This is a genomic window from Chromohalobacter marismortui, assembly GCF_004364315.1.
GTDB classification, from domain to species: Bacteria; Pseudomonadota; Gammaproteobacteria; order Pseudomonadales; family Halomonadaceae; genus Chromohalobacter; species Chromohalobacter marismortui.
In genome coordinates this window covers 148,941-172,996 of record NZ_SOBR01000003.1, presented here as the reverse complement: position 1 = coordinate 172,996, position 24,056 = coordinate 148,941, and the positions used below count along the sequence as shown (strand labels likewise).

At 57.4% G+C, this 24,056-nt stretch carries 19 protein-coding genes; 4 read left to right on the top strand and 15 right to left on the bottom strand.

The features are described from left to right. Nucleotides 1-147 precede the first annotated feature (147 nt). Nucleotides 148-1,668, bottom strand: a complete 1,521-nt coding sequence (glpD, locus tag C8E00_RS07355) for a glycerol-3-phosphate dehydrogenase (RefSeq protein ID WP_133696379.1) — start codon at nucleotides 1,666-1,668, stop codon at nucleotides 148-150. Nucleotides 1,669-1,934: 266 nt separating this feature from the next. Beyond that, complete coding sequence (gene csiR / locus C8E00_RS07350; RefSeq protein ID WP_133696377.1) at nucleotides 1,935-2,624, bottom strand: DNA-binding transcriptional regulator CsiR; 690 nt, start codon at nucleotides 2,622-2,624, stop codon at nucleotides 1,935-1,937. Nucleotides 2,625-2,773: 149 nt separating this feature from the next. On the opposite strand from csiR, the gene glaH reads away from it, so the two are divergent. Next, the gene (gene glaH / locus C8E00_RS07345) at nucleotides 2,774-3,736 is read left to right on the top strand and encodes a glutarate dioxygenase GlaH (protein WP_133696374.1); all 963 of its coding nucleotides are present in this window, start codon (nucleotides 2,774-2,776) and stop codon (nucleotides 3,734-3,736) included. Between the two features lie 95 nt (nucleotides 3,737-3,831). Next, entirely contained in the window at nucleotides 3,832-5,034 is a 1,203-nt protein-coding gene (gene lhgO, locus C8E00_RS07340) for an L-2-hydroxyglutarate oxidase (RefSeq protein WP_133696371.1), read from the top strand. A gap of 62 nt (nucleotides 5,035-5,096) precedes the next feature. Here the strand turns inward: lhgO and C8E00_RS07335 are convergent, their stop codons facing one another. From C8E00_RS07335 to C8E00_RS07310, 6 genes are all read right to left on the bottom strand, one after another. Beyond that, nucleotides 5,097-5,792: an HAD family hydrolase gene (locus tag C8E00_RS07335; protein WP_133696369.1), complete on the bottom strand. Its 696-nt coding sequence runs from the start codon at nucleotides 5,790-5,792 to the stop codon at nucleotides 5,097-5,099. A gap of 146 nt (nucleotides 5,793-5,938) precedes the next feature. Further along, complete coding sequence (locus tag C8E00_RS07330; protein WP_133696366.1) at nucleotides 5,939-7,690, bottom strand: SulP family inorganic anion transporter; 1,752 nt, start codon at nucleotides 7,688-7,690, stop codon at nucleotides 5,939-5,941. Between the two features lie 150 nt (nucleotides 7,691-7,840). Continuing rightward, nucleotides 7,841-8,212, bottom strand: a complete 372-nt coding sequence (locus C8E00_RS07325; protein WP_133696363.1) for a flagellar protein FlaG — start codon at nucleotides 8,210-8,212, stop codon at nucleotides 7,841-7,843. Nucleotides 8,213-8,305: 93 nt separating this feature from the next. Continuing rightward, on the bottom strand, nucleotides 8,306-8,785 hold the full coding sequence (locus C8E00_RS07320) for a hypothetical protein (RefSeq protein WP_133696361.1): 480 nt from the start codon (nucleotides 8,783-8,785) through the stop codon (nucleotides 8,306-8,308). Nucleotides 8,786-8,886: 101 nt separating this feature from the next. Further along, nucleotides 8,887-9,465 (bottom strand): hypothetical protein, encoded by a 579-nt coding sequence (locus C8E00_RS07315; RefSeq protein ID WP_133696358.1) that lies wholly within the window; start codon nucleotides 9,463-9,465, stop codon nucleotides 8,887-8,889. A 146-nt stretch (nucleotides 9,466-9,611) separates the two neighbouring features. Next, a complete protein-coding gene (locus tag C8E00_RS07310; protein WP_133696356.1) occupies nucleotides 9,612-9,965 on the bottom strand; it encodes a hypothetical protein in 354 nt (117 codons plus the stop codon). Nucleotides 9,966-10,362: 397 nt separating this feature from the next. Between C8E00_RS07310 and C8E00_RS07305 the strand changes: the two genes are divergently transcribed. Beyond that, nucleotides 10,363-12,039, top strand: a complete 1,677-nt coding sequence (locus C8E00_RS07305; protein WP_133696353.1) for a methyl-accepting chemotaxis protein — start codon at nucleotides 10,363-10,365, stop codon at nucleotides 12,037-12,039. A 156-nt stretch (nucleotides 12,040-12,195) separates the two neighbouring features. On the opposite strand, the gene C8E00_RS07300 is transcribed toward C8E00_RS07305, so the two are convergent. From C8E00_RS07300 to C8E00_RS07285, 4 genes are all read right to left on the bottom strand, one after another. After that, complete coding sequence (locus tag C8E00_RS07300) at nucleotides 12,196-13,854, bottom strand: PilZ domain-containing protein (RefSeq protein ID WP_341765846.1); 1,659 nt, start codon at nucleotides 13,852-13,854, stop codon at nucleotides 12,196-12,198. 586 nt (nucleotides 13,855-14,440) lie between these two features. Next, nucleotides 14,441-17,008: an EAL domain-containing protein gene (locus C8E00_RS07295; RefSeq protein WP_243833135.1), complete on the bottom strand. Its 2,568-nt coding sequence runs from the start codon at nucleotides 17,006-17,008 to the stop codon at nucleotides 14,441-14,443. Between the two features lie 293 nt (nucleotides 17,009-17,301). After that, nucleotides 17,302-17,796 (bottom strand): type II toxin-antitoxin system YhaV family toxin, encoded by a 495-nt coding sequence (locus tag C8E00_RS07290; protein ID WP_133696348.1) that lies wholly within the window; start codon nucleotides 17,794-17,796, stop codon nucleotides 17,302-17,304. 14 nt (nucleotides 17,797-17,810) lie between these two features. Continuing rightward, nucleotides 17,811-18,128, bottom strand: a complete 318-nt coding sequence (locus C8E00_RS07285) for a type II toxin-antitoxin system PrlF family antitoxin (RefSeq protein WP_133696346.1) — start codon at nucleotides 18,126-18,128, stop codon at nucleotides 17,811-17,813. Between the two features lie 121 nt (nucleotides 18,129-18,249). Here C8E00_RS07285 and C8E00_RS07280 point away from each other — a divergent pair, with 121 nt between their 5' ends. Continuing rightward, nucleotides 18,250-18,492, top strand: a complete 243-nt coding sequence (locus tag C8E00_RS07280) for an AbrB/MazE/SpoVT family DNA-binding domain-containing protein (RefSeq protein ID WP_133696343.1) — start codon at nucleotides 18,250-18,252, stop codon at nucleotides 18,490-18,492. Between the two features lie 84 nt (nucleotides 18,493-18,576). On the opposite strand, the gene cysC is transcribed toward C8E00_RS07280, so the two are convergent. From cysC to C8E00_RS07265, 3 genes are all read right to left on the bottom strand, one after another. Continuing rightward, nucleotides 18,577-19,170 carry an adenylyl-sulfate kinase gene (cysC, locus tag C8E00_RS07275; protein WP_133696341.1) on the bottom strand — a complete coding sequence of 198 codons (594 nt, stop codon included), beginning with the start codon at nucleotides 19,168-19,170 and terminating at the stop codon, nucleotides 18,577-18,579. Between the two features lie 42 nt (nucleotides 19,171-19,212). Further along, nucleotides 19,213-22,608: an O-linked N-acetylglucosamine transferase, SPINDLY family protein gene (locus C8E00_RS07270; RefSeq protein WP_133696338.1), complete on the bottom strand. Its 3,396-nt coding sequence runs from the start codon at nucleotides 22,606-22,608 to the stop codon at nucleotides 19,213-19,215. 192 nt (nucleotides 22,609-22,800) lie between these two features. Further along, nucleotides 22,801-23,979, bottom strand: a complete 1,179-nt coding sequence (locus C8E00_RS07265; RefSeq protein ID WP_133696336.1) for a FliC/FljB family flagellin — start codon at nucleotides 23,977-23,979, stop codon at nucleotides 22,801-22,803. Nucleotides 23,980-24,056: the final 77 nt, after the last annotated feature.

Below are 24,056 nucleotides of genomic sequence, written 5' to 3'. Positions count from 1 at the left end.
TTAGAGCCGGGGAGATCTGCATGGCCTGCGATGCCGATGGGGATGTGAACGATGGGCTGGCGCGTCATGCTTTGGCTACTCGTCGTTGCGCCATCCGTATAGATGGCCGTTGGTGGGTGTCGTTCTTCATGACGACCGGGGTGGTGGCTAAGTTTCCGAATCGGCTCGAGTCGGCTTAGCGCAGGCACGGTCGAGGTAATCGGCGAGCCGGCGCTGTTCGTTGGCATCGAGACGTAACCCCAGCTTGGATCGCCGCCAGAGAATGTCCTCGGCGGTGCGCGCCCATTCGTGATCGCGTAGATAATCGACTTCGGCGGCATACAGGTCGGCACCAAAATGCTCCCCCAGTTCGTCCAGACTTTTTGCATCGCCGACGATGCTCGTGACCCGTGTGCCGTAGTTGAAGACCATGCGATTGGCCATGCCCAGCGGGAGGAACGGGTGACTGGCCTGGAGTGACTCGAACAGGTGCTGTGGCTTCGCTTCTTCGCCACCGGGGAGTGGATGGCCTGTGCCGGTCCAGGCTTTTTCCTGGTGGCCGAGTTCAGGTGCCAATTGATCGACGGCGTCCTCGGCCAGCCGTCGATAGGTCGTCAGCTTGCCGCCGAAGACGCTGAGCAATGGGGCGCCGCCGGAGGCATCGAGTTGGATACGGTAATCGCGGGTAATCTCGCTGGCGTTGTCCTCGCGGTCATCGAGCAGTGGGCGTACCCCAGAGTAGCTCCAGACGACATCGTCGGGCCCGATAGGCTGTTCGAAATAGCGATTGGCCGACTCGCATAGATAATCGGTTTCGTCTTCTTCGATGGCGATCTCGCCGGGAGCGCCTCGATGCTCGACATCGGTCGTCCCGATGAGGGTGAAATCCTGCTCGTAGGGGATGGCGAACACGATGCGGCCATCGGGCTGCTGGAAGATATAGGCATAGTCGTGGTCGAACAGCTTATTGACGACGATATGGCTACCCTTGATCAGGCGCAGCGAATACGGGTGAGCCTGGGAGGCGACGTCGTCGAGAAAACGCACCGCCCAGGGCCCGGCCGCATTGACCAGTCCGCGTGCGGCGACCTGCAACGTGGCGTCTTCGGCGGTGCGCAGCGTGACGGTCCATTCCTGGTTGCCGCGTACTGCGGCTTCGGCACGCGTGCGCGTCATGATGCAGGCCCCGCGGCTGGCCGCATCCATGCAGTTGAGCACCACCAGGCGGGCATCCTGGACCCAGGCATCCGAATAGGCGAACCCCTTGGTGAACTCGGATTTGAGTGGCTTCCCGGTCGGATGGTCGGCGAACTTGAGGCCATGCGAGCCGGCCAGGGTTTGTCGTCCCCCCAGGTGGTCGTACATGAAAAGCCCGGTTCGAATCATCCAGGCCGGCCGTAGATGTTTCTGGTGGGGCAGAATGAAACGCATCGGCCAGATGATGTGTGGCGCGGCCTTGAGCAGTATTTCGCGTTCGGAAAGCGCCTTGGCCACGAGCTTGAACTCGTACTGCTCGAGATAGCGCAAGCCACCGTGGATCAGCTTGGTCGACGCCGATGAAGTGTGGCTGGCGAGATCGTCTGCCTCGACGAGGAGTACCGAAAGTCCTCGGCCTGCCGCATCACGGGCGATACCTGCACCGTTGATACCGCCGCCGATGACGATCAGGTCGTAGATGACGTTGTGCATGTTCGGATCCGCTCACTGGTATTCGGTTGCAATCATTGTGGCGCGAAAACGAACATTTTTAATTAAGCAAAAAGTAGTAGGCGCGATGGAGGTCCATGGCTGAGGCGGCAGAATGAACCGAATTTCCAGCCCGTAACGCTTGGATCAGAACGCGAAAGGGTTCGTTAGTGAAAAGTGACGCGATGTAACGAGCCGACATTCGGATCGGCGCATGGTCGACGGACGCGAGGCACGATAGCGCGGCGAGCGCTGGTGGACCCGCGGGGTCATGCCAGCCCCCGCTGCTGCAATACGCGCTTGATGATCGGTACCGGTGACATGAGATGTTCACGCATCCTCGCGCGCGCGGCCGCCGTGTCACGCGCGAGGATGGTGTCGGTCAACGCGGCGTGCTCGCGGCGCTTGGTGTCCAGCGCGGCATCGGAGAACACCGTCTGGCATAGCCACAGGTGACGGTAGCGTTCGGCTTGGTCGAATAACCAGGTGCGTGCCTGCAGCAGATGCGGCGAGTCGCAGCCGGTCGCGATGGCGCTATGAAACGCTTGATGGCGCCTGTCCCAGACCTCCAGCATGTCCTCGGCGCTATGCACTTCCACGACCTTGCTCAAGGCATGCGCCTTGGCCAGGATCTCTGCCTCCCAGTCGTCGCCGCCCCGGGCGATGGCCAGTTCCAGTATCAAGCCTTCCAGCTGTGCGCGTGCGTCGTACAGCTCTTCGAGTTCCTTGATCGACATCTCGGCGACGCGATAACCGCGTTGGCTGACCGTTGTCACCAGACGCTCGCCGACCAATTGCGACAGCGCTTCGCGCATGGGGCCCACGCCGAGATCGTAGCGCGTCTTCAGATCGCTCATGCGCAACTTTTCGCCCGGCGCATAGACGCCACGAATGATGTCGCGTTTAAGGTGTCGGTACGCGCCGATGGCGAGGTTAGGGCGCGGAGAAGCACGGGTCATGGGAGCGGTTCCAACGGAATGTGGTCATCATGATACCGGACGTCCTCGGACGCGGGAACGTTCTTGCGTCGATGCATGGGTATAATTTTGACGTTTTATAAAAATGTAGATATTTTTATAAAGCATCCAAAACAACACGGAGACCGCTCATGACTGCCCTTAATACTCTTGCCGATCGCGCCCCTCAGGGATTCAGCGCCGCGCCTTCCGCCCAATCGCCGCGCTTGTTGCAGCTGACCCTGGATGCGGCAACCGTGCATGCCTTCCTCGACGCCACCGCCGAATGGCCGATTCAGGCGCTTGAGTACAAGTCGATGCTGCGTTTTCGTGTCGCGAAAATTCTCGATGACCTGTGCGCCAATACGCTCCAGCCTTGGCTGGTGGATACCCTGGTGGACCGTGCCACCGGTGGCCTGCTGGTGACGCCGGAAGGGCTCGATGAAGTGGCGCAGGCCGACGACATGGTGAAGGTGGCCACGGCGGTGGCGCATTGCATCGGACGTTCCAACTTCGATGCCATGAGCGGACAATATTACGCGCGCTTCGTGGTCAAGAACGTCGATGATTCCGACAGCTATCTGCGTCAGCCGCATCGCGTGATGGAGCTGCATAACGACGGCACCTTCGTCGAGCAGGACACCGACTACGTGTTGATGATGAAAATCGACGAGCAGCACATGCAGGGGGGCAATTCGCTGTTGCTGCATCTCGACGATTGGGCGGATCTCGAGCGTTTTCACGCACATCCCATGGCACGTCGCGACATGCGCTGGACGGCACCGCCAAGCAAGAACGTCGGCAAGGATGTCCATCATGCCGTGTTCGGTGTCGATGCCGAGGGGCGTCCGGTGATGTCCTACATCGACCAGTTCGTGCAGCCACGCGATTTCGAAGAGGGCAATTGGCTGTGCGAGCTGTCCGAGTCGCTGGAAAGCAGCGAGGCGCGGCTCTCCGTACCGGTCCCCATCGGTAGTTTCCTGCTCATCAACAATCACTTCTGGCTGCATGGGCGTGACCGTTTCACGCCGCACCCCGAGCTGCGCCGTGAGTTGATGCGCCAGCGCGGTTACTTCACGCACAAGCAGACGCTGGCCAACCCCAAGCACACCTGAGTGGGTCGTGGATACGCGATGAGTGAGGGATGTCTTGAACGCTGACCAGGCGTTGCGCAGGCTGTAACGATTCGATTCTGACAAGCGAGAACGCGGTGTACGATTTCATCATCATCGGCGGCGGCATCCTGGGGATGTCCACCGCCATGCAACTCATCGAGGCCTATCCCGACAAGCGTATATTGCTCGTCGAGAAGGAAAGTGGCCCGGCGCATCACCAGACCGGCCACAACAGCGGGGTAATCCATGCGGGCGTCTATTACACGCCGGGGAGCCTCAAGGCGCGTTTTTGCCTGGAAGGCAATCGCGCCACCAAGGCGTTTTGCGACACTCACGGCATCGCCCATGAGAGCTGCGGCAAGCTGCTGGTCGCCACTAACGAAGTGGAAATGCAGCGCATGCAGGCGCTGTGGGAGCGCACCGCGGCCAACGGACTGGAACGCGAATGGCTCGACGCCGATCAACTCCGCGAGCGCGAGCCCAACATCACCGGGCAGGGGGGCATCTTCGTCTCCGCCAGCGGCATCGTCGACTATCGTCAGATTACCGCCAAGATGGCCGAGGTGTTCGAGAAAGCCGGCGGCGAGATACGTTACGCCGCGCCGGTGACAGCACTCGAAGAGCGCAGCAAAGAGGTCGTGGTCACCACCGATCAGGGCATGTTCACCACGCGTCATCTGGTGTCGTGCTCGGGGCTGATGGCGGATCGCGTGGTACGCATGCTGGGCGTCACGCCCGCGTTCAGCATCTGCCCGTTCCGGGGCGAGTATTACCTGTTACCGCCCGAGCACGACCGCATCGTCAATCACCTGATCTACCCGATTCCCGACCCTGCGATGCCGTTTCTCGGCGTGCACCTCACGCGGATGATCGACGGCACCGTGACCGTGGGGCCGAACGCCGTGCTGGCCTTCAAGCGCGAAGGTTATCGCAAGCGCGACGTGTCGTTCGGCGACTTGGCGGCGATGGCCGGCGATCCCGGCATTCGCAAGGTGCTGCGAGCCAACCTCAAGCCGGGCCTTCACGAGATGAAGAACTCGCTTTTCAAGGGTGGTTATCTCGAGGAAGTCCGCAAGTATTGTCCCGGCTTGACCCGCGACGACCTGCGTCCCTACCCGGCCGGAGTGCGTGCCCAGGCGGTCGCCAAGGACGGCAAGATGATCGACGACTTCCTGTTCGTCAACACGCGACGCAGCGTCAACGTCTGCAATGCGCCGTCGCCGGCCGCCACCTCGGCGATTCCCATCGGCGCGCATATCGTCGAGAGGGTGAAGGCGCTGGTGGAAGGGGCGGCCTGATCTTTCAGTCGGCGACTCATTCGGCGTCTGCTATGTGACAAGGGCGACGTGGCAAGGCCGATTCATGCCAACGGCGCTGGCGATGTGCGCGGCTGTTGGCGAAGGATATCGGGCCGGTCCAGCATCGTGTATAGCACGGGGTCGGCAAAATCGCCCACGACAAGTGCGGCGCCAGCCTCTCTCAGTTCGCGCGGATGATGCGTGGTGACAAGCGCGACGACCGGAATGCCGGCGCTTGTGGCTGCGGCGACACCCTTTGGCGAATCCTCGAAGGCAATGCCGAGATCGGGGAGCAGGTCGAGCTGTTGTAATGCTGCGTTGTAAGGGGCGGGATCGGGCTTGTGCGCACCGGCCTCGTCGGCAAAGACCATGGCATCGAACGCATTGCTCAAGCCCAGCGGGTCCAACGAATGGTACGCGCTCTCCCTGGGAGAATTGGTGACGAGCGCAGCTCGATACGCGCGTTCGCGCGCGGCCTCCATGAATTGCGGCAGTCCCGGCAGAGGGGCGGCGCGGCGGACACGATCCTGATAGCTGCTCAGTCGGTTAGTGCACAATCGCCGGCCTTCGTCTGCGTGCAACCGAGGCAGAATCGTCGTTATGATTTCGTCGTCCGTCCGGCCACGGATGTGCTGCTGGTAGAATTCGACGTCGACATCGATACCATGCGGGCGGAGCACTTCTAACCAGGTGGCGCGTGCGAGGTCATGCGTATTGCTCAGCGTACCGTCGAGATCGAAAAATAGGACGCGGGACATTAAGGGATATCTCCATCAAATGGCGACTATTGCGCAAGCGGCGTGGGGTGTCAACGCTTGCGGCGCCAGCTGGCGCGGCAGGGTGTCGGCGACAATGTAACGCCCCCGCGCACGTCCTTCGATGATGACGAACCGGGCTGTGCGCGCTAGTTCTGACGGGAAGGGGGATCGCCCTGAAGCGGCGTCACCACGGCATCTTCCTGGCGCAGGGCCTCCCAGGCGTGATAGGTGCTAAGAAACACCTCGCCGGTGAGGTGGTCGAGGAAGTCGCTTTGCTTGAGCTGATCCATGACCGGGCCTTTGACTTCGGCGAGATGAAGCTTGACCTGCGAGTCATCGAGGCGGGCGTTGATGGCTTCGAGGCTTTCCAGCGCCGAGGCGTCGATCAAGTTGACCGCCGAGCCGATCAAGACCACGTGCTTGAGGGCGGGACGTTCGGCGACCATGGCATACACGGTATCTTCCAGGTAGCGCGCGTTAGCGAAGTACAGGCTCTCGTCGACGCGCAGCAAGGCCACGCTGGGAGCGTGTTCGGTGGTGTAGCGCTCGACGTTGCGAAAATGCTCGGTACCGGGCACGCGGCCCACCAGCGCACTATGCGGGCGGCTGGTAGTATAGAGAAACAGTGCTAGCGACAGCCCCACACCGGCCATGACGCCGACTTCGACCCCGCTGACGAAGGTCAGCACGATGGTCGCCAGCATGGCGGCGAAGTCGCGCTTCGAATAGCGCCAAGTGCGCTTGAGACCGCGTGCATCGAGCAGCGTGAAGGTCGAGACGATGATGCTGGCGGCGAGCGTGGCGATGGGTAGAAAGTGAATCAGCGGCGTGAGATAAAGTGTCACCAGGGCCACGCCCAGCGCGGCAAAACTGCCTGCGGCCGGGGTCCGCGCACCGGCATCGAAGTTGATCACCGTGCGCGATAGGCTGCCCGTCACCGGCATGCTGCTGCTCACGGCGGCGGCGATGTTGCTGCCGCCCAGCGCGAAGAGTTCCTGGTCGGGCGAGATGCGCTGGCGACGCTTGGCGGCCAGCATCTGCGCCAGCGAGACCGATTCGATGAAGCCCACCAGGCTGATCAGAAACGCCGGCATGAGCAGCGTGCTGATCAGGGCCGGGTCGAACGAAGGTAGCGCCAGCGGCGGTAGACGGCGCGGAATCTCGCCGACCACGGCGACGCCATGTGCCTGCAGGTCGAATGCCCATACCAGCAGGGTCGAGATCATCACCGCAATGATCGGCCCCGCCTTGGTGATGAAGCCACTCAACGTGGCAGTCATGCCCAGTCGGCGCAGCGTGGGGCCGGCGCGGCGCATCAGCATCAGAAACGCCAGCGAGCCAAGCCCGATCAACGCCGTGGGTACGTTGAAGTCCCGCCAGTGCGTGGCCAGCCCGGCCAGTTGGTCGATCAGCGTGAAGCCTGACATCGAAATGCCCAGCAGGTTGCCCAACTGGCTGGTGGCGATCAACACTCCTGAGGCGCTGAGCAATCCGGAGACCACCGGGTGGCTCAGGAAGTTGGCGAAAAAGCCCAAACGGAAGATGCCCATCAGCATCAGCATGATGCCGGATAGAAACGCCAGCGTGGCGGCGGCTTCACTGTAGGCGACGGTTCCCGTTGCGACGATGCCCGATAATGCCGCGGCCGTCATCAGAGCGACGATCGCCATCGGCCCTACCGCCAGCGTGCGGCTGGTGCCGAAGAGCGTATATGCCACCAACGGCAGCATGCTGGCATACAGACCGGTGACCGCCGGCAACCCGGCGAGCAGGGCATAGGCCAGTGCTTGTGGAATGACCATCAAGGTGACGATGACGGCGGCGAAGAGATCCTGGGATAGCGTGTGGCGATCGTAGCTTGGCAACCACTCGACGATGGGAAGGTAACGCTGGAGCATCCGGGTCTCGTTAGTGTGCAAGGAAGTCAGATTTCAGAGCAAACGGGTATAATGCTAGACGTGCTTGTAATAGCCACTCATGGTGCGGCGTGTGGGACCTGTGTGCAAGCGCGGGGGATGCCACCGGCCTAGCAGGCTGCGTAGCCTTGATCACGCTTCCCAATCGACCAGTCGACCCTGGCGCTGCTCGAGGGCTTCGGCGATACGCAGCACTTCCTCGCTGGGAATTTGACGGATCAGTTCCTGGCTCTCGCGGTCGACGATGCGTGTCACGATGCGTCCGCTATGCTCTGATAGCTCGAACTGGACGTTGTAGGCCCGCATTACTTGGTTGACACGATCGATGGGCTCGGCGAGTTCGCTCATGGTCAAGGACGATGCATAAGCCTCTTGTATACCCTCATCGGGGCGGATATGTGCCAGGGCCATGTCCAGCCGTTGCCGGCCGCTCAAGGGGTTGGGCGTGACATTCGCGGTGGCGGGGCCACTGTGGGTGGGAAATTCGGGAATATTCGACGACATACGCGCTCCCTGTTTCGTTATCGCTTTTATTGTCGAGCGGCGCCTCTAGATAAAGCCTGAACGCTAGAGGCGTGACACTCGGTGGCAACCCGGTCACGTCATCCTGTCGATACGGGTGTGACCGGCATCGTCGCCGACGCCGATGTCGACGAAGAAAGCATGTCTAAAGCCTCCATCGCGCCTGTAAGCCCGGATCTTCTTGATGTCTTGATGCTTGCCGAAGCTGTTGGTGCTTTTCTGCACCTCGATGGCGGCGAGATTTTCGTGGGTTCCGCGGTGATGAATGATGATATCGGGGTAGGCGGTGCGTGCGTCGGTATCGGCGGTGTTGGTCACGCTCGTCATGTGGCGGGTGCGCTTGCAAGGGCCCGACCAGCGATTGAATTCACAGTCGACCTCCCAATCGGGAAACGCCTGTTGCAGGTACATCGCCAAGCGAAAGGTAAGCGAGCGTTCGGTTGCTGATGCCTTGAGTAAAGACGCATCGCGCTCTAAAAGGTGTGCCAAGGCGTGATCTAGCTTTTCGTGAATACTGGTGTCTGATTCCGTGATGAATGTACCGATATGGGTCATCGGAGGCCTCGTATGCAATTGTACCCACAAGCGCGATAATCACGACTGCGCTCCTGTATCGCAGAGTATCGACCTTTGTGGGTCAAACTTTAATAATTTTATTAGATAGGCTGCAACTCGGCATGCAGCTTGCCATCGTGCACCATCACATACGCCATGTTGCGTTTGCCGGCGTCGTCCAACCAATCGAGTTCGTTGACGCCCGGTTTGAGTACCGACTCTGCCGCCGCGAGCGATGTCGCGGTGGTGCCATTGACCGATATTATCACCGCGCCGAGCGGCAAACGACTTTGCAAGGGACTGTCAGCGTCAACATCGACCAGTTGCAAGCCCGTGGTGGGTGTTGCCGTCGCGTCTTCCTGAGGTGCTTTGGAACGCGGCGAACCTGCGGAGCTAGCCGCAGGGCGTCGGTTGGGCGGTGCTGATGGCGGCGTTTCACCCCGAGGTCGAGAATGTCCCTGGCGCAAGTGCGAATGCGCGCTGGTCACCAGCAGCAGCATGGCGATCAGAATGACCGTCATGGCGATATTGCCGATCATCAGAGCCACGACGTGCTCGCTCAGTAGCGACGGCGCCTGGCGTTGGAACAACAGCATCTTGTACGTCGTGTAAGGCAGGGTCGCCATGACCACCCCCCACAAGACGACGATAAAGAGCTGACTGCGCAATATTGCCCGCATGATGAGCTAACCAGTTTCAAAGAAGTCCCGCATGGTTTAACGCATTTCAGAGAAAAATCAAGTGCTTCTTATCCTAAAGTGCGTATCAACATTTCTCGGTGCCCGACTGGCCGTACCTCGCGGAACGGAAGCATGTGCGTGGCACGTTACTGACGCGTATTCTCCTTGACCTGAGCGTACAACAGCCGTGCGTTATCCAGGGCAATGGCCTCGTTCTCATCCAATTGCAAGAGAGAGCCGTCAGAGCGGTCACCGTTCTGAATCGCCCGAATGACCGTTGCGTGGCGGCGCGAGACGCTGGCGACATTCATTCGAATGGAGAGCAGCATCAGCTCGAAGCGGCGTTTTTGGTCTTCGCGCCGCGCGCGTTCCTCGTCGGAATCGGTGGTTTCGATGAGAGAAGCCAAGGTCGTGTTGATCAATTTTTCGACCAGATCGAGACGCGGCACGATCTCGTCATTCAGCTCGCTCACGGTGATTTGGGTACGGGGAGAAGACATGGCATCGCCTGCAAAGAAAACGCGTAGTAATCACAAGGGTGGCTATCATAGCTAGGTTCTACGGATATCGGCCTGGGGATGGTCAACTTTAGCGACCTGCAGGAATTTTTGGCGATCAAGTGGGTGTGAAGGAAAGATCGTAGACGGAACGCTTAGAGGGTAGGCACTCAGCGAATTGAGAGGTTATCGCTTCCGCATGAAGACCGCTGCGTCTCCTCGCCGTCGTCAGGCGGCGAGGAACACCGAGATATCTATATGTATACTTATAAAGCATTTTATTTATAACTTCATATTGTTGTTTTTCAGATAGGGTTGATTCCTTAAAGTTTGTCCGCGTCTTGCCGATAGCCACGTCATCTGAATCAATATGTTTGCATTCATGTTCGGGGAGGGCAGGATGTTTAAAAGTTTAAGTAAAGAAGGTTTCAATAAAATTAGCGTCAAGTACGCTGCCGCTTTTATTGCGGTCGCGCTTTCGATGTTGGTCATCGTGGTGGTGGATGAGCGATTGGTCAATGCCGTCAAGGGGCGGATGACCACCTTTAGTGGCGAATTCAATGTAGCGATTTCCAGTGTCTTGAATGCGGATAGGGACCTGTATCAAGGACAAATGTCGGTTCTGGAACTTCTCAATGAAGCGCCGGGTAGCAACACTGGCAAGCAATTCATTGCGGCTTATGAAGACAATGCCGGACAGGCCTATGCGCGCATGAATGCGTTTGCAGAGCGCATGTCGGAATACCCGAGTGTGGTAGTGACACTCGAAGACTTTGAAGGGCGTTTCGAGGCATGGGCGAATGTCTCCGAGAACATCATCGAGCTGCATCGAGATGGTGACATAGAGAAAGCTCGAACCTTGTTCGATGAAAAAAGCATGCCGCTCTTCAATGAGTTGCGTGAGATTTATGACCTGGCTGGACAAGCCGCAAATACCAAGGTAACCGAACTCGAGACATCGATGCTCGATCGGATCAACACCCAGCAGACGTGGGTGATCATCATTTCGGCGATCATCTTCTTGGCTGCCATCGCACTTGCATTGATCGGGCCGCGTCGAATGTCGACATCGATTCGTGACGTCAGTGAGCGAATTCGTGAGATCGCCGACGGAGATGGGGACTTGACCCAACGCATCGACTCACGGCGTCGCGATGAAATCGGCGAGCTGAGCGAGCGCTTCAACGCCTTCATCGATCGAATCGACAGGACGTTGCAAGCCGTTCGCTCGAGTACCCAGAGCGTCAATTCGGCCTCGGATGAAATCGCCAAGAGCAGCCAGGAATTGGCGTCGCGTACCGAGCAGACAGCCTCCAATCTGCAGGAAACGTCGTCATCGATGGAAGAGATTACCGCCACGGTTCGCCACACCGCCGAGACGGCAACGCAAGCCGACGAATTGTCGCGCCGTAGCGTCGAGGTCACTCGTGACGGTCAAGCAGCGATGCAGGATGTCGAAACGACCATGAATGATATCAGCGAGTCCGCATCACGTATCAACGAGATCATCGGAATGATCGATTCGATTGCCTTTCAAACTAATATCCTGGCACTCAATGCCTCCGTCGAGGCGGCGCGAGCCGGCGAGCATGGCAAAGGATTTGCCGTCGTCGCCGAAGAAGTTCGCACGCTGGCCGGACGTTCCAGCGATGCTTCGCGTGAGATCCGCGAGTTGGTAAAAATGTCCGTTTCCAACGCAGAGTCCGGTTCGGAGAAAGTGCGTAAAGCCGGTCAGACGATGGAAGACATTGCTGGCAGCATCGAGCGTGTCACGCAGATGATCGGCGAGATCAGTACAGGCTCCCAAGAGCAGAGCAGCGGCATCAGCCAAGTCAATACCGCCGTGACTGAGCTGGATACCATGACGCAGCAGAATGCGGCCATGGTCGAGCAAAGTAGCGCCGCTGCCGACGAAATGAACCATCAAGCGGAACGTCTCATGGCCCTGATCGGTGCCTTCAAGCTAGGCCATACTGAAGAAGAGGCACCGCAAATGCGCCAGGCGCTCCCTCATCGACAGAGTGATGCATCACAATCCGGCGAAGTACAAAAAGAGTTCGCCGACCTTCAGTCATGAGGAAAAAAGGGCCAGCCAAGCTGGCCCAGGGCTTGCCGGTCGCGGCAAGCGTCATACACAGCGAGTGTCGGTATTCACGGTGTGTGAAGCAATCGCGATACCGACGCTTCTATCGGCTCATGCGTGCTGAACTTTAGGCTGTGTCGCTGCGTTGACTCAGTGCTTATGCTCGACGCGGTAATCGTTCGGGCTGACGATACCCACGAGCCTGCCGATCTGCATGAAATCGGTCGAGGACAAGACGATATCGATACGGGTATCGATAAAGGTGAGGTTCTTGACGACATGCACCTGTGTCGGTATGCCCTTGTTGTCGATATCCATGATCCAGGCCAGAAAACCTCTAGAAAACTTGGCCAGGCTGCCGATGGGGTACAACCCATATTGTTGGATATACTCGATCAGGATCGTGCGGTCAAAGAGGGCGTCATTTTCGTGCACCCAGCGATAAGCATCTAGCGGTGTGCGTGGTGGCACACCATTGCGGCCATGCGTGTACTTGTTGACTGCCTTGATGACCGATACGCGCTTGACGAGCGACGAGAGCTCGTCTGCGGTCTTGCCTGCAGGATAACCGCTGCCATCGAGCAACTCATTGGCGTCCCGAATGATGTCCAGGCATCCCTTGCTGGGGTACCAACCCAGTGCCGTTATTTTTTCGAGCAGCTTGTCGACATGACCGAGGAGTATTTCCTTTTGCGGTGGCGTCATGTTGGCTTTCAGTGAGGGTAGTTTCTCGCTCATCAACAGCGGTTTGCCCATCGTGTGCATCAGTGTACCCGCCACGGTCTCGCGCAAATGCGGTGAATACGGGTCGCGCAATACGATCATATCCGCCAGCGAACCGGCCACCTGGATGGCATGACGCACCCACTCGGGTTGATCCTGCAGATAGGAAAGTGCGTATAACAATGCCTTACGATCCTGCTTGACGAGGTAGATGAGCGAATCGGTGCAGTCGTAAAGTGTTTCCTCGGGAAAGGTGCTCCAGTTCTTGATGAAGATCAAGACTGCTTGCAGCTGGCGCGCGATCGACCGGACACCCTTGACCATGGGAGGTGCGTTGGCTGGCTCCGTCGACTTGTGAGCGTCGTGTTTCAGGATACCGCTCTCCTTCTTGCGGGGAATGAAAACCGGCGACTGGCTGACACCGCGCCCCTCGATACCGGCCCGGTAGGCCGACTCACGCTCCGACTCGGAGACCAGGCGATACAGCGCGTTTTCCATGTCGTGATTCACATCGACGAACTCGATGCCCACCGCTGCGTGTCCTTCGTTACCGAACGGACGCATATGGCGTATGCCGCCTGGGGAATGGAAGTAGTCCCCATTCGGAAATTCGATAGTGACGCTAGGCAGTCGCTGTGTGACATAGAGCGGCAGGCTGTCTTCCAGCGCGATATCGACCATGCAGCCCCCCGTGGAGAGGTTGCGGACACGCCCCTTGATGAGCAGCTCGTTGGTATAGACTTCCAGATTGGCCTGAGCACGCATCCCCAGGATGAAAGGGATACGTACCGCGCCACGAGCCTCTCGCGCGAAAAGCTCATCCGTGATCTGACACTTTATTTCGTAGACGCCGGATTCTTTCTTTAGCGGCTTTGCCTTGATCTTTTCGAAATTATAGATTTCCGATGTCTCTTCATCGGAAGCGGGTGGAACCTCGATATCGAACGACAAATTTCCTTGATGGAAATAGGAGTCGATGTCGGATTTTTCGTAATTGACTATCAGGTCGAAGGCGCCCGTCTCCAGGTCCAGATTAGTAATGTCGGCCTGGAGCGGGCGTGTTGTCTTTTTTGAGAAGATGGTCACCGTATGCTCTTTCGATACAAGTGATCGGAGCACACCGGCAAGATGGTTTCCAGAACTACCCTTGGTCAGCATGGAGCACCTGCTATTTATTAAAATATTGCATCAGAGAGTATTGCCGGGATGCGAGGCGTTCTCGCTGATGATCGGGTCTTTATTGACTAAAATTATCATTCCTAATTAAAGTTAATTTTAATTTATAGTCTTGCAGCTATCACAACCCCACCTTCAGGGATGCACCTGCGTCAACCCCCTCCCTGGGTGCTGACTGCCAGCCCATGAGGGTCTTGAGTCGGCTAGACACTGGCTGTTGATACCGCCAGACGATTGCCCCCGCAAGAGTCGTTATATCACATATGAGTGAGATGGCTAGTGCTGTGCGTGTCGCTTGTTTTACAAGGGGTTAGGGAAGAGCAATCGTTATCTTTTGTGGGACATACGAAGGTGCCATTGACGCAGGGCAGGCGCCTACCGGCACCTGCCATCGCGCCATGGGCTGGCCGAGGCAGGAATAAAAGTCAGCGAAAGCCGCTTCCAAACGTAATCGGGTCCTTGGTGATATAACCTGGCTGGCGATTGCGATACACACTCAGGTCTCAGCGAAGGAGGGCAACCGGTCGGGCAGTGCCATGACGGCCTCTCTCGGCATGGGGCGGGCGAAACGGAATCCCTGCAACAGATCGCAATGCCGACGGATCAGGTCCTGCTGCTGCTCTTCTTCCTCGATGCCCTCGGCGACCACGACCAGATCCAGGTGGTGTGCGATGGTGATGATCCCCTGAACGATGGCTGCGTCATGGCGGTCGGTGGTGATGTCCTTGATGAAGGCACGATCCAGCTTGACCTTGTGAATCGGCAGGTCGCGCAGGTAACTCAAGCTGGAGAAGCCCGTACCGAAATCATCGAGCGCCACCTTGATGCCCATTGCCTTGAGCTGGTCGATCAGCTCGATTGCTTGCTCGGCACCGTCCAGTAACACGCTCTCGGTGACTTCCAGCTCCAGGTGCTCGGGGGACAGCGACGCAGCATCCAGTGCCCGCTGCACATCCTCGATAAAGCCTGTCCGCCGGAACTGCAGCGACGAAATATTGACGGCCACCGGTACCACACGCTTACCTGCCACATGCATGGCCGCGGCATCCTGACAGACTCGACGCAATATCCAGCGCCCCAGCGGGATGATCTGGCCCGTCTGTTCGGCCAGCGGAATGAACACGCCTGGCGAAATCATGCCTCTCTCGGGATGATGCCAGCGGATCAGCGCCTCCAACCCACGGATGCGCCCACTTGCCGCCTCCACGATGGGTTGGTAGTAGAGCTCGAACTGATCATCGCGTAGTGCCGTGTGCAGGTCGTGGCGCAGCAGCACAGAGGCTTCGGTGACTCGTTGCTTGTTGCCCTGATACCTGTGCCACGTATTGCGGCCCTGTTGCTTGGCATCGGCCATGGCCAGGTCGGCCTGCTGCATCAGTTCGTGGGGACATGCCACGGGGTCGCAATTGCAGGCGATACCGATACTGGCACTGATGTGAACGGGTTTGTCTTCAATCTGAAAAGGCGTCGATAGGGCATCCAGCACCCGCTCGGCCATGTCGCCCCCCGCCTGGCAATCATCGAGACGGGGCAATAACAAGGCAAATTCGTCACCCGTAAGACGCGCCACGGTATTGGCCTCGCCGGCCGTCTGGCGCAATCGTGTGGCTACTGCCACCAGCAACTGGTTGCCGATCTGGTGTCCCAGCCCGTCATTGACCGTTTTGAAACCGTCCAGGTCGAGATGCATGACCACCAGCGATTTGCCTTTCACCCTGAATGCTTCTTCCAGGCGTTCGTCGAATGCAGTGCGGTTGGGCAGGTGAGTCAGCAGGTCGTGGGTCGCCTGGTAGGCCAGTTGAGCTTCTTGCTCACGCTGACGAGTGATGTCCTGCTGGATGCCGATATAGTGAGTGCAGTCGCCTTGGTCGTCGAATACGGGGCTGAGTGACAGGTGATTCCAGAACGGGGTGCCATCCTTGCGGTAGTTGAGCAGGGGCACGTTGACGGCTCGCCGTTCGGCGATGGCGTTGTGAACGGTCGCGGTGGCGCCCGGGTCGGTCTCATCCCCTTGTAGCATGCGACAATTGTGGCCCAGGACTTCCTCGGGCGTATAGCCCGTCATGGCATAGAAGGCATCGTTGGCATAGACCAGCGGCATGTCGGGCTGGGTAGCATCGGCCATGACGACCCCGTTGGGCGTCGCCTGGATACCGCGCTCCAATAAGTGTCGCGCAGCTTCTGCCTGCTTGCGCTCGGTGATGTCGCGGCAGATTCCGTAGACCCCGACGACCTCACCATCCACAGAAACGGGGAAATTGAGTATCTCCAAGTGGTAGGCGTGGCCATCGTGATGCGTCCCCATGGTCTCGTACTGACATGCGCCACCCTGCCTGGCGATATCGAAACTCGCCTGGGTGAACTCGCGGTAGGCCGGCTCGACGAATTCGTTGAAGTGATGCCCGATCAGCGCCTCTTCCGAGTAGCCGGTGATACGGGTCAAGGCGGCGTTACTGCGTTGAAAGCGGCCTTCCAGATTGAATTCGTAGACGCCATCGGGATGGTTTACAAACAGCGAGCGGTGCCATTCCGCCAGGGCGCGGTATTTGGAAGCGTCGCGATCTCGGATGATGGCCAGTGCCACCAGCGCCGCCGCTTGTTTCAGACGTCGCCGACTCGTGTCGCTAGGATGAAACGGCTGCCTGAAGTAGGTACCGAAGGTACCGAGCAGTTCCCCCTCGGCGGTGACCACAGGGTTCGAACAGCACGCACGCAACCCTTCGTGCTCAGCGGCATCACGGAATGCCGCCCAGCGAGGATCAGCGCGAATATCCTCCGTGACCACCGGTTCTCGGCAGAAAGCCGCATGGCCGAAGGAAGCTGAATCGGGACCGATCGGCACCCGTTGGAGGCGCGCCTGGTAGGACGCAGAAAAACGCCGGCTCGGGCTGAGGCTCAGCGTCTGCTGCTGGGAATCGAAATGCATGAAAGCCACGATGGCTTCCGGCAACAGGATTTCGATCCAGTGGGCGATGGTATCCAGGGTCTCGCCGAGCGGCGCTTTTGCAGCGATTCGCTCGTGGACCTCCTGCTGCACTTCCATCAGTCGCAATTCATCGAGCAAGCCACGATCTCCAGCTATGGGGGGCGCGGCTTGCCTCGCCGCTTTCCAGCATCACGCATAGTGGAATAACGCTTTGTTACGGGCAAGGTGCGTCGGATTTATTGGGGTTATTAAGATATATCTGTAAAAGCTTTTACGATGTTGAGTGTCATTTGAAAAAGAGGCAGGTATCAGGTTTTGCTAACCTGTGAAATTTAGTGATGCACCCTTCTGAGAAGGCTGTTGACGCAGAAATGCTAGCCGAGCACGGTTCTCGTGAGAGGGAACTTGTTCACGATGATTTTAGCCACGCTTCACCGTGACGCGCTCGCACCCAAAAGTGCTTTGATGCGTTCGCCCTCACTGCTAGCCGCTTCCCACAAGTCATCCCAGCTATCCGGTGGATTGCCGCTCTTAAGCATCTTGTGGAAGACAGCATAAGCGTCGTACTTGCTGCCATAGGCACGTTTGGTGGATTCGTCGTTGACCCAGGCATAGATGAGTATCCTGCTGGCGAGGTCGTAACGAAAGAATAGACGGTACTGTTGGTAGAATTTTGCCCGTTGCCAATGGGTATGAGCTGTTCCGAGCGTGTTCCCCTGTTGATACTGTGGACTTGATGGATCCTGTGGGATGTCGTTCAAGGCCAGTTTAACAATGGCTGCCAGACGTTTGGTGGCGGGTTTGGCGCGGCATCCCTCCGGGTCTTTCGCTTGTAGCCGCTTCACCTTGTCGGTCAGCGCCTCGACCTGCGCCAGGAAGAGTGGATGTGCGTAGATCGTCCACCCGTTGATCACCAGAGGGCTCATGCGTCGTCATCGTCTTATGGTAGTGCCTCGTCTAGGTCTACCTCGATGCCGGACGTCAGGCGTTCAGCCTCAGCAAAGGTGCCAGCAGCGACAGGACGAATATTTTCCGGGTGCGCCTGTAGATCGCGTTCCAGGAATGTCAGGAAGCTAGTTACCACGGGGTCTTGGCTGGGCTCATCGCTGGCACGGGAGAGCACCACTTCCCCGTTGGGGCGGATCGTGTAGTGAATCCGGTCGCGGCGCTTTAGCTTCAGTGCACGTCGAACCGATGCCGGCACAGTCGTCTGGTAGCGATCCGTCAGGGTGGAATCATCCTCAATGGCTGTGTTCATAATGGATCTCCGCTCGATGGCAACGCAGTGGCATATAGAGAAGGTAATGCAAGTGCATTGCATGGTCAATATTCCCTTGCCTACCTGCGCTATACACCCTCTTTATGCGCAAGAGGTCTGTATGAGCATTACCAATCTTTGCCGTCTCGGCGGTTCTGTCATGAGGTCAGTGCCGCGTAGGCTGCTTGACCAGTTGAATCTTCATGCTGGTTCTCAAGTCGACCACGGGCGCTTGATCGTGGAACCGGCCAAGCTACTGTACTCCCTTGAGGGGCTGCTGGCCCAGTGTGATACCACGGCAGATATGTCCGCTGGCGAACGCGAGTGGCTGAATGCCGACCCCATCGGTCGTGAGCTGCTGTAATGCGGCGCGGTGACATCTATCTCGTTTCGCTCAATTCCACTCGGGTGTCAACGCCAATGAGGGTTGTCCGCACCCCCACCCTCTTTACGGACTTATCGCGTCGGCGTCGACAAGATAGCCGTAGGTGTGCAGATAGCGGACGATCCGTGCTGCTGCCTCCTCCGGGGTGATGCCGTCATTCACGATATGCAGTTCGGGCGCTTCGGGGGACTCATAGGGGGAGTCGATCCCCGTAAAGTACCTGATCTCCCCATCACGTGCGCGCCGATACAGGCCTTTGGGATCGCGCTGCTCGCAGGTGGCAAGCGGGGTATCGATGAAGACCTCGACGAAGTCGCCTTTCGCCATGCGCTCTCGCACCGCATCGCGGTCGGCACGAAAGGGAGAGATGAAGGCCGCCAGCGTGATCATGCCCGCATCGACGAATAGCCGCGACATCTCCCCGATGCGGCGAATATTCTCGACCCTGTCCCGGTCGGAAAACCGGAGATCCCGATTCAAGCCATGGCGCACGTTATCGCCATCCAGCAGATAGGTGCGCTTGTCCATGGCATGCAGTTTTTCTTCCACCAGGCCAGCAATGGTGGACTTGCCCGAACCGCTCAGCCCCGTGAACCAGAGCAGACAGGCCCTGTGCCCATTGAGGCGCTCACGGTGTGAGCGGTTGGTTTTTTTGATTACTGGATTAGAGAAATAATTTTTCTCTGATGCTCGTTGACTTCATTGGGGTATTTTGCAGTATGTGTCCCATAAAGCCTCCACCTTTTTAGGGTCGATGTTTTCCTTTATTTTGAACACGCCAGCTGTTTCTTCTTTGTCTACTATGTCTAGAAAGTCAAGTACTTCGTGGTATTGTTTCCTGTTCCAGAAATCGTGAATGAATATTCTGGCATCTTTAGGTGTAGATGAGTATGTGAGAATGTGTTGTATTGCTGACAGTGTGCAAGCTACACGAAATCGGCCGTCAACCAGTATGAAGTCAAAAGGATTTTGGTGGTCAAAGACTGCTTGGCTATATCGAGGGAAGTTTTCTGAGTGATCAAGTGAGGCTGGAAAACCCCACTCCTTCGTTGGACCAATATCTACAGCCTCGACTTGACAATTTTCTCCAAGATTTTCTTTTAAAGCACGCACCCAGTCGTTGTCGCTTTCTACACCATAGACGGTGAGGTCTTCCTGAGCTGCCCATACAGTAGATCCACCAGAACCGAATTCAAAATAGTTTGTTGCATTTTTCAAGCAACTCTTGAAGAGTTTTTTCTCACTCGGTGACATATGTGGAGATTCGGGGATTTTAATATTAACTTTTTCTTTGTTTTCGGCTTCAGGGTTATTGACTGGAAGCAATGAAGCCTTATTTGAAGCTATGAGGCGCTCTTCTTCAAGGTAATTTTGGGATAGTACCGATTCAGTTCCGGCTAACAGGCCATACACCACATCTTTAACCCCAAAAACCGTATGTAGCAGAAACGCGAGCCGCATGCGCTGGTTATCGGAGAGCGCTTCCATTCGGGCGTGGCTGGGCAGCAAGAGCGCATCCGCGCTTGTCAGTTCGGTGGCTTGGCGCTGAGCTTCCGGCACTTCTTCCGGAAGGTGGCTGCGGTGTTGCGGTTCGTGCAGCCGATAGAAGCGGAAGCCGTTTCGACTTGCCCAGTGCTGAATTTCCGCCAGGTTGGGTTGCCGGTCGTGGGTAGGTTGAAACGCGACCTTGACCTGGAGCAGCAGGGTGTCTTTCAGCGCCTTAGTGCCGTTGTCGAGGATGGCTGTTGCGTCGTTGAGGTCATCCAGCACCAGCCAGTCGATGGCGGGGAGGTCGTCGATGCTGTCGAGCTTGATGGTGTTGAGCGGCAGCCGAGTGAGCACCTGGCTGCCTTTGCGGATGGCCTCGGGCTGGTGCTCGTCGTCCAGGGGCGCCAGGCTCGCACTTAGCTTGGGGTCGAGGCAGGCGTGCAGTTGGCCTGGCTGGCCGTCTCCCAGCGTCGCATTGGGGTAGTAATGCACACCCTTGTACTGCTTGAGCGAGGTATCCAGCGCTTGGCTGCTTGGGTCGAAGGCGATCAGCTCGAGCGCTTCCTTCTGCAGTAGCTGACGAACGACATCGCTTTCAAGCAGTTGTCCGCCGTTGTCCATGGCAATGAGCTTGCCGTCGAATTGCCACTGGAATCTCGCGTCATCTTCGGGCGCCTCGGCGTAATGGATTTCCACCGGGGCATCTTCGTCTTCGAATCGGGCTTCGCCTTCCTTGTTGAAGGTGAGGGCGGCGGGGGCTTTGTCGTCGCAGTAACGCTGCCAGATGGCGCGCATGGCATCGGTGAAATGTTTGGCGAATCGAGGGCCGTCGCATACCGGGGATTGCAGCAGCACGTCGCGCAGGTGCTGGCGAATGGTGCCCAGGCTTTCCAGATCGCTGGCGAGTTCGATCACGCGGGCGCGATATTCTTCCCAGTTGTTGACCACCAGTTCCGGCATGCCGGCGTTCACCAGGTGAGTCGCGCTGTGGCGACCGGCAAAGGTCGGGCCGGGAAGTGTCACCACGGGCACACCCATGATGAAGGATTCGCAGGTCGTCAAGCCACCTGAATAGGGCCAAGGGTCAACTGAGATATCCGCGCGGTTATAGGCTTCCAGCATTTCATAGTTGTTGCCAGGGCCTTCTATAATCAACCGTTCGCGAGCGATGCCCTCAGTTTCAAGCGTGGCATAAAGGCGTTCGCAGAAGCTTTCACTTGTGTAGGGGCGCCCCTTGAGAAGTAGCCGTGAATTGGGCAGCTCATGCATGATACCCGCCCACTCTGTGAGTGCGACGTCATTGAGTTTGGTAGGGTTGTTGAAGCACGCTAAGGTAATATAGCCGTTTTGCTTGGCCGGCAGTTCGCTCAATGCGGGCAGCTTTTCGGGCGGATCGAAGACGATATAGTCATCCGGCATGCGAATGAGTTTTTCTGTGTAGTACTCGTCTTCACCTTTGGGTGTCTCGACATGATCGCTGATCAGGTAATCAATGGCTTGCACGCCCGTGGTATTGATCAGCCCGCCGACCCATTTGACGATCAAGGGCGCCGGTTGCATGGCGACCGCGCGCATTCTCGACCCCGTGTTATGGCCCGAGAGATCAATCAAGATATCAACTTCGTCATCACGGATCTGCTGAGTGAGTTCTTCATCGCTTAAGTGGCGAATGGGTTGCCAATGCTGAGCACATTGCTGAATCCGATTGGTGAGAGTGTCGACAGCATCGCTTGTAGTATAGCAATACAGTTCGAATTGCCCTTTGGGAAGACTCTCCAGGCAGCGGGTAATCATTTTTCCGACGGGATGCTTACGGAAGCCATCAGAGACAAGACCAAGACGTAATCTTTGTGTGGGGCCTGCATCAAGACGTTTCGGCCGCGCTGGCACACGATGTTTGGCTGGTGCAAAGCGCTTTTCCCAGGATTTGGCAAATACCATGATCTCTTCACGAGACACACTAGGGTCATAGTGAAGAGCTGTCAAATGATTAGAATAGGGGAAAGGGTGCTGACCTACTTTATTTGCTTTATCATAATAGGCATAAGATTCTTTAAGACGCCCCAAGTCTCGCAGTATGTTGCCTGCGTTGTTCCAAGAGGAGAATCCTTGAGGCGATTTTTCAGTTAAATAGAAGTAGAGTTTAAGCGCTTCATCATAGTGGTATAGATTGCTATGAGCGCTGGCTAGTGTATCGATAGCAGGAATGTGTTGGGGAGATATGTCACAGGCTTGTTGTGCATATTCCAGACCTTTCTGAAATTCATTACGATCAATATGGAGCTTGGCGAGCATGACAAGCCCTGATACTAGCGTTGGATTTTGTAACAAGGCATCATGCAAATAATGAATCGCGTCTTGTGTGCGGTTTTGCTGATAAGCGATATGCCCTAGCCAAGCCAGTTGCTCCGCGTTTTCCGGGCGTAGGCTGTGTGCATGCTCAAGGGCTTCTCTAGAGTTTTCCCATTCCTTATGTTCGGCGAGCAGGCGCCCTAGTGCCAACCAGGCATCAGGATCAGAGGGGGTGTGCTGGGTCTGCTTGCGTGCCTGAGGCAGAGTGAGCGAGTCGTGCTTGCTTGTTTGATGGCGATTGCGTTTCTTGGACATAGGGATCGCATGATGAAGGTGATCAATGTCACTACTATAAAGGGCTGCGGCAATGTCAAAGGCGGGAAAAGCCCGCTAGGGAGTGGACTTTTACGGCTTTTGCGGTGGGTAGGGCTGAGGATAAGAAAAACTGAAAAAGCGAGCCCAAAAGGGCTCGCTTCGGTGTCCTGCATCTTACCGCCCGGGGTTAACTTAGCCCAGCAGTGACAAGGCGCTCTGTGGCAGCTGGTTGGCCTGTGCGAGTACGGAGGTACCGGCCTGCTGGAGGATCTGGTTCTTGGTCATGCTGGCCACTTCGGTCGCATAGTCAGCATCTTCGATGCGCGAGCGAGCGGAGGAGAGGTTGGTCTCCGTGGTGCTCAAATTGGTGATCGCCGAGTCGAAGCGGTTTTGCATAGCACCCAGCTCAGAGCGCTGGCTATCGATTTGGCCAATGGCAGTATCAAGAGCCTCCAAGGGAGACTTGGTGGCCACTTGAGTCGCATCATCTGTGGCACCAGTTGCCTCAGCCCCGACAGTGTAGCTCAATACTGGCGGGTTGGTTGCGTCGCCAGCACTTTCTACTTTTAACTCGGCTTCGTAGAATCCGGTATTGCCCTCTGCATCGGTACCTTTGATATAGACATTACCATCTGTATCTGTGAATAGCCCACTTGTTGAGCCCGATTCAAGAGCTGTTCCTGAAAGGTCGCTAGTGATTGCGATTGAACCGCTGGCAATGTCAGTGCTTGCAGCCCCTGTAGTACCACTAGCGGATACAGTATACTCAGTGCCATCTACGGTAAATGTTTCTCCGGTTGCTGCTGTAACTTCTGGACCTGTAGCAGCATCAGTTACTTCAAACTTATTGACGTTGAAATCACTTAGCCCGAGTGTGCCGGCATTGACTTCCTGGAGGTTCATGGTGATGGTCTGGCCATCCTCGGAACCGACCTGAATGGACATTTCCTGATCTTTGGCGAGGACGTTGACACCGTTGAAGCTGGTCTCCTCGGAGATGCGGTCGATCTCGGCGAGGCGCTGGTCGATCTCGTCCTGGATGGAGTTGAGGTCATCCTGGCTGTTGGTGCCGTTGGCGGCTTGAACGGTCAGTTCACGCACGCGCTGCAGGTTGTCGTTGACCTGGTTCAAGGCGCCTTCGGTGGTCTGCGCGACGGAGATGCCGTCGTTGGCGTTACGCTGTGCCTGGCCTAGGCCGGTGATCTGGCTGGTCATGCGGTTGGCGATGGCCTGGCCGGCGGCGTCATCGGCGGCGCTGTTGATGCGCAGACCGGAGGACAGACGCTCCATGGCGGTCGTCAAGCCGCTCTTGGATTCGGTCAGGTTCTGCTGAGCGATCATCGAGGTGATGTTGGTATTGATAACTGCCATTTTGGTATTCCTTCCTTTTTACCATCGACAAGGTCTTGGGGCTCCAGCGGCGCTCCGGGGATCCGGGTTAGCCACCG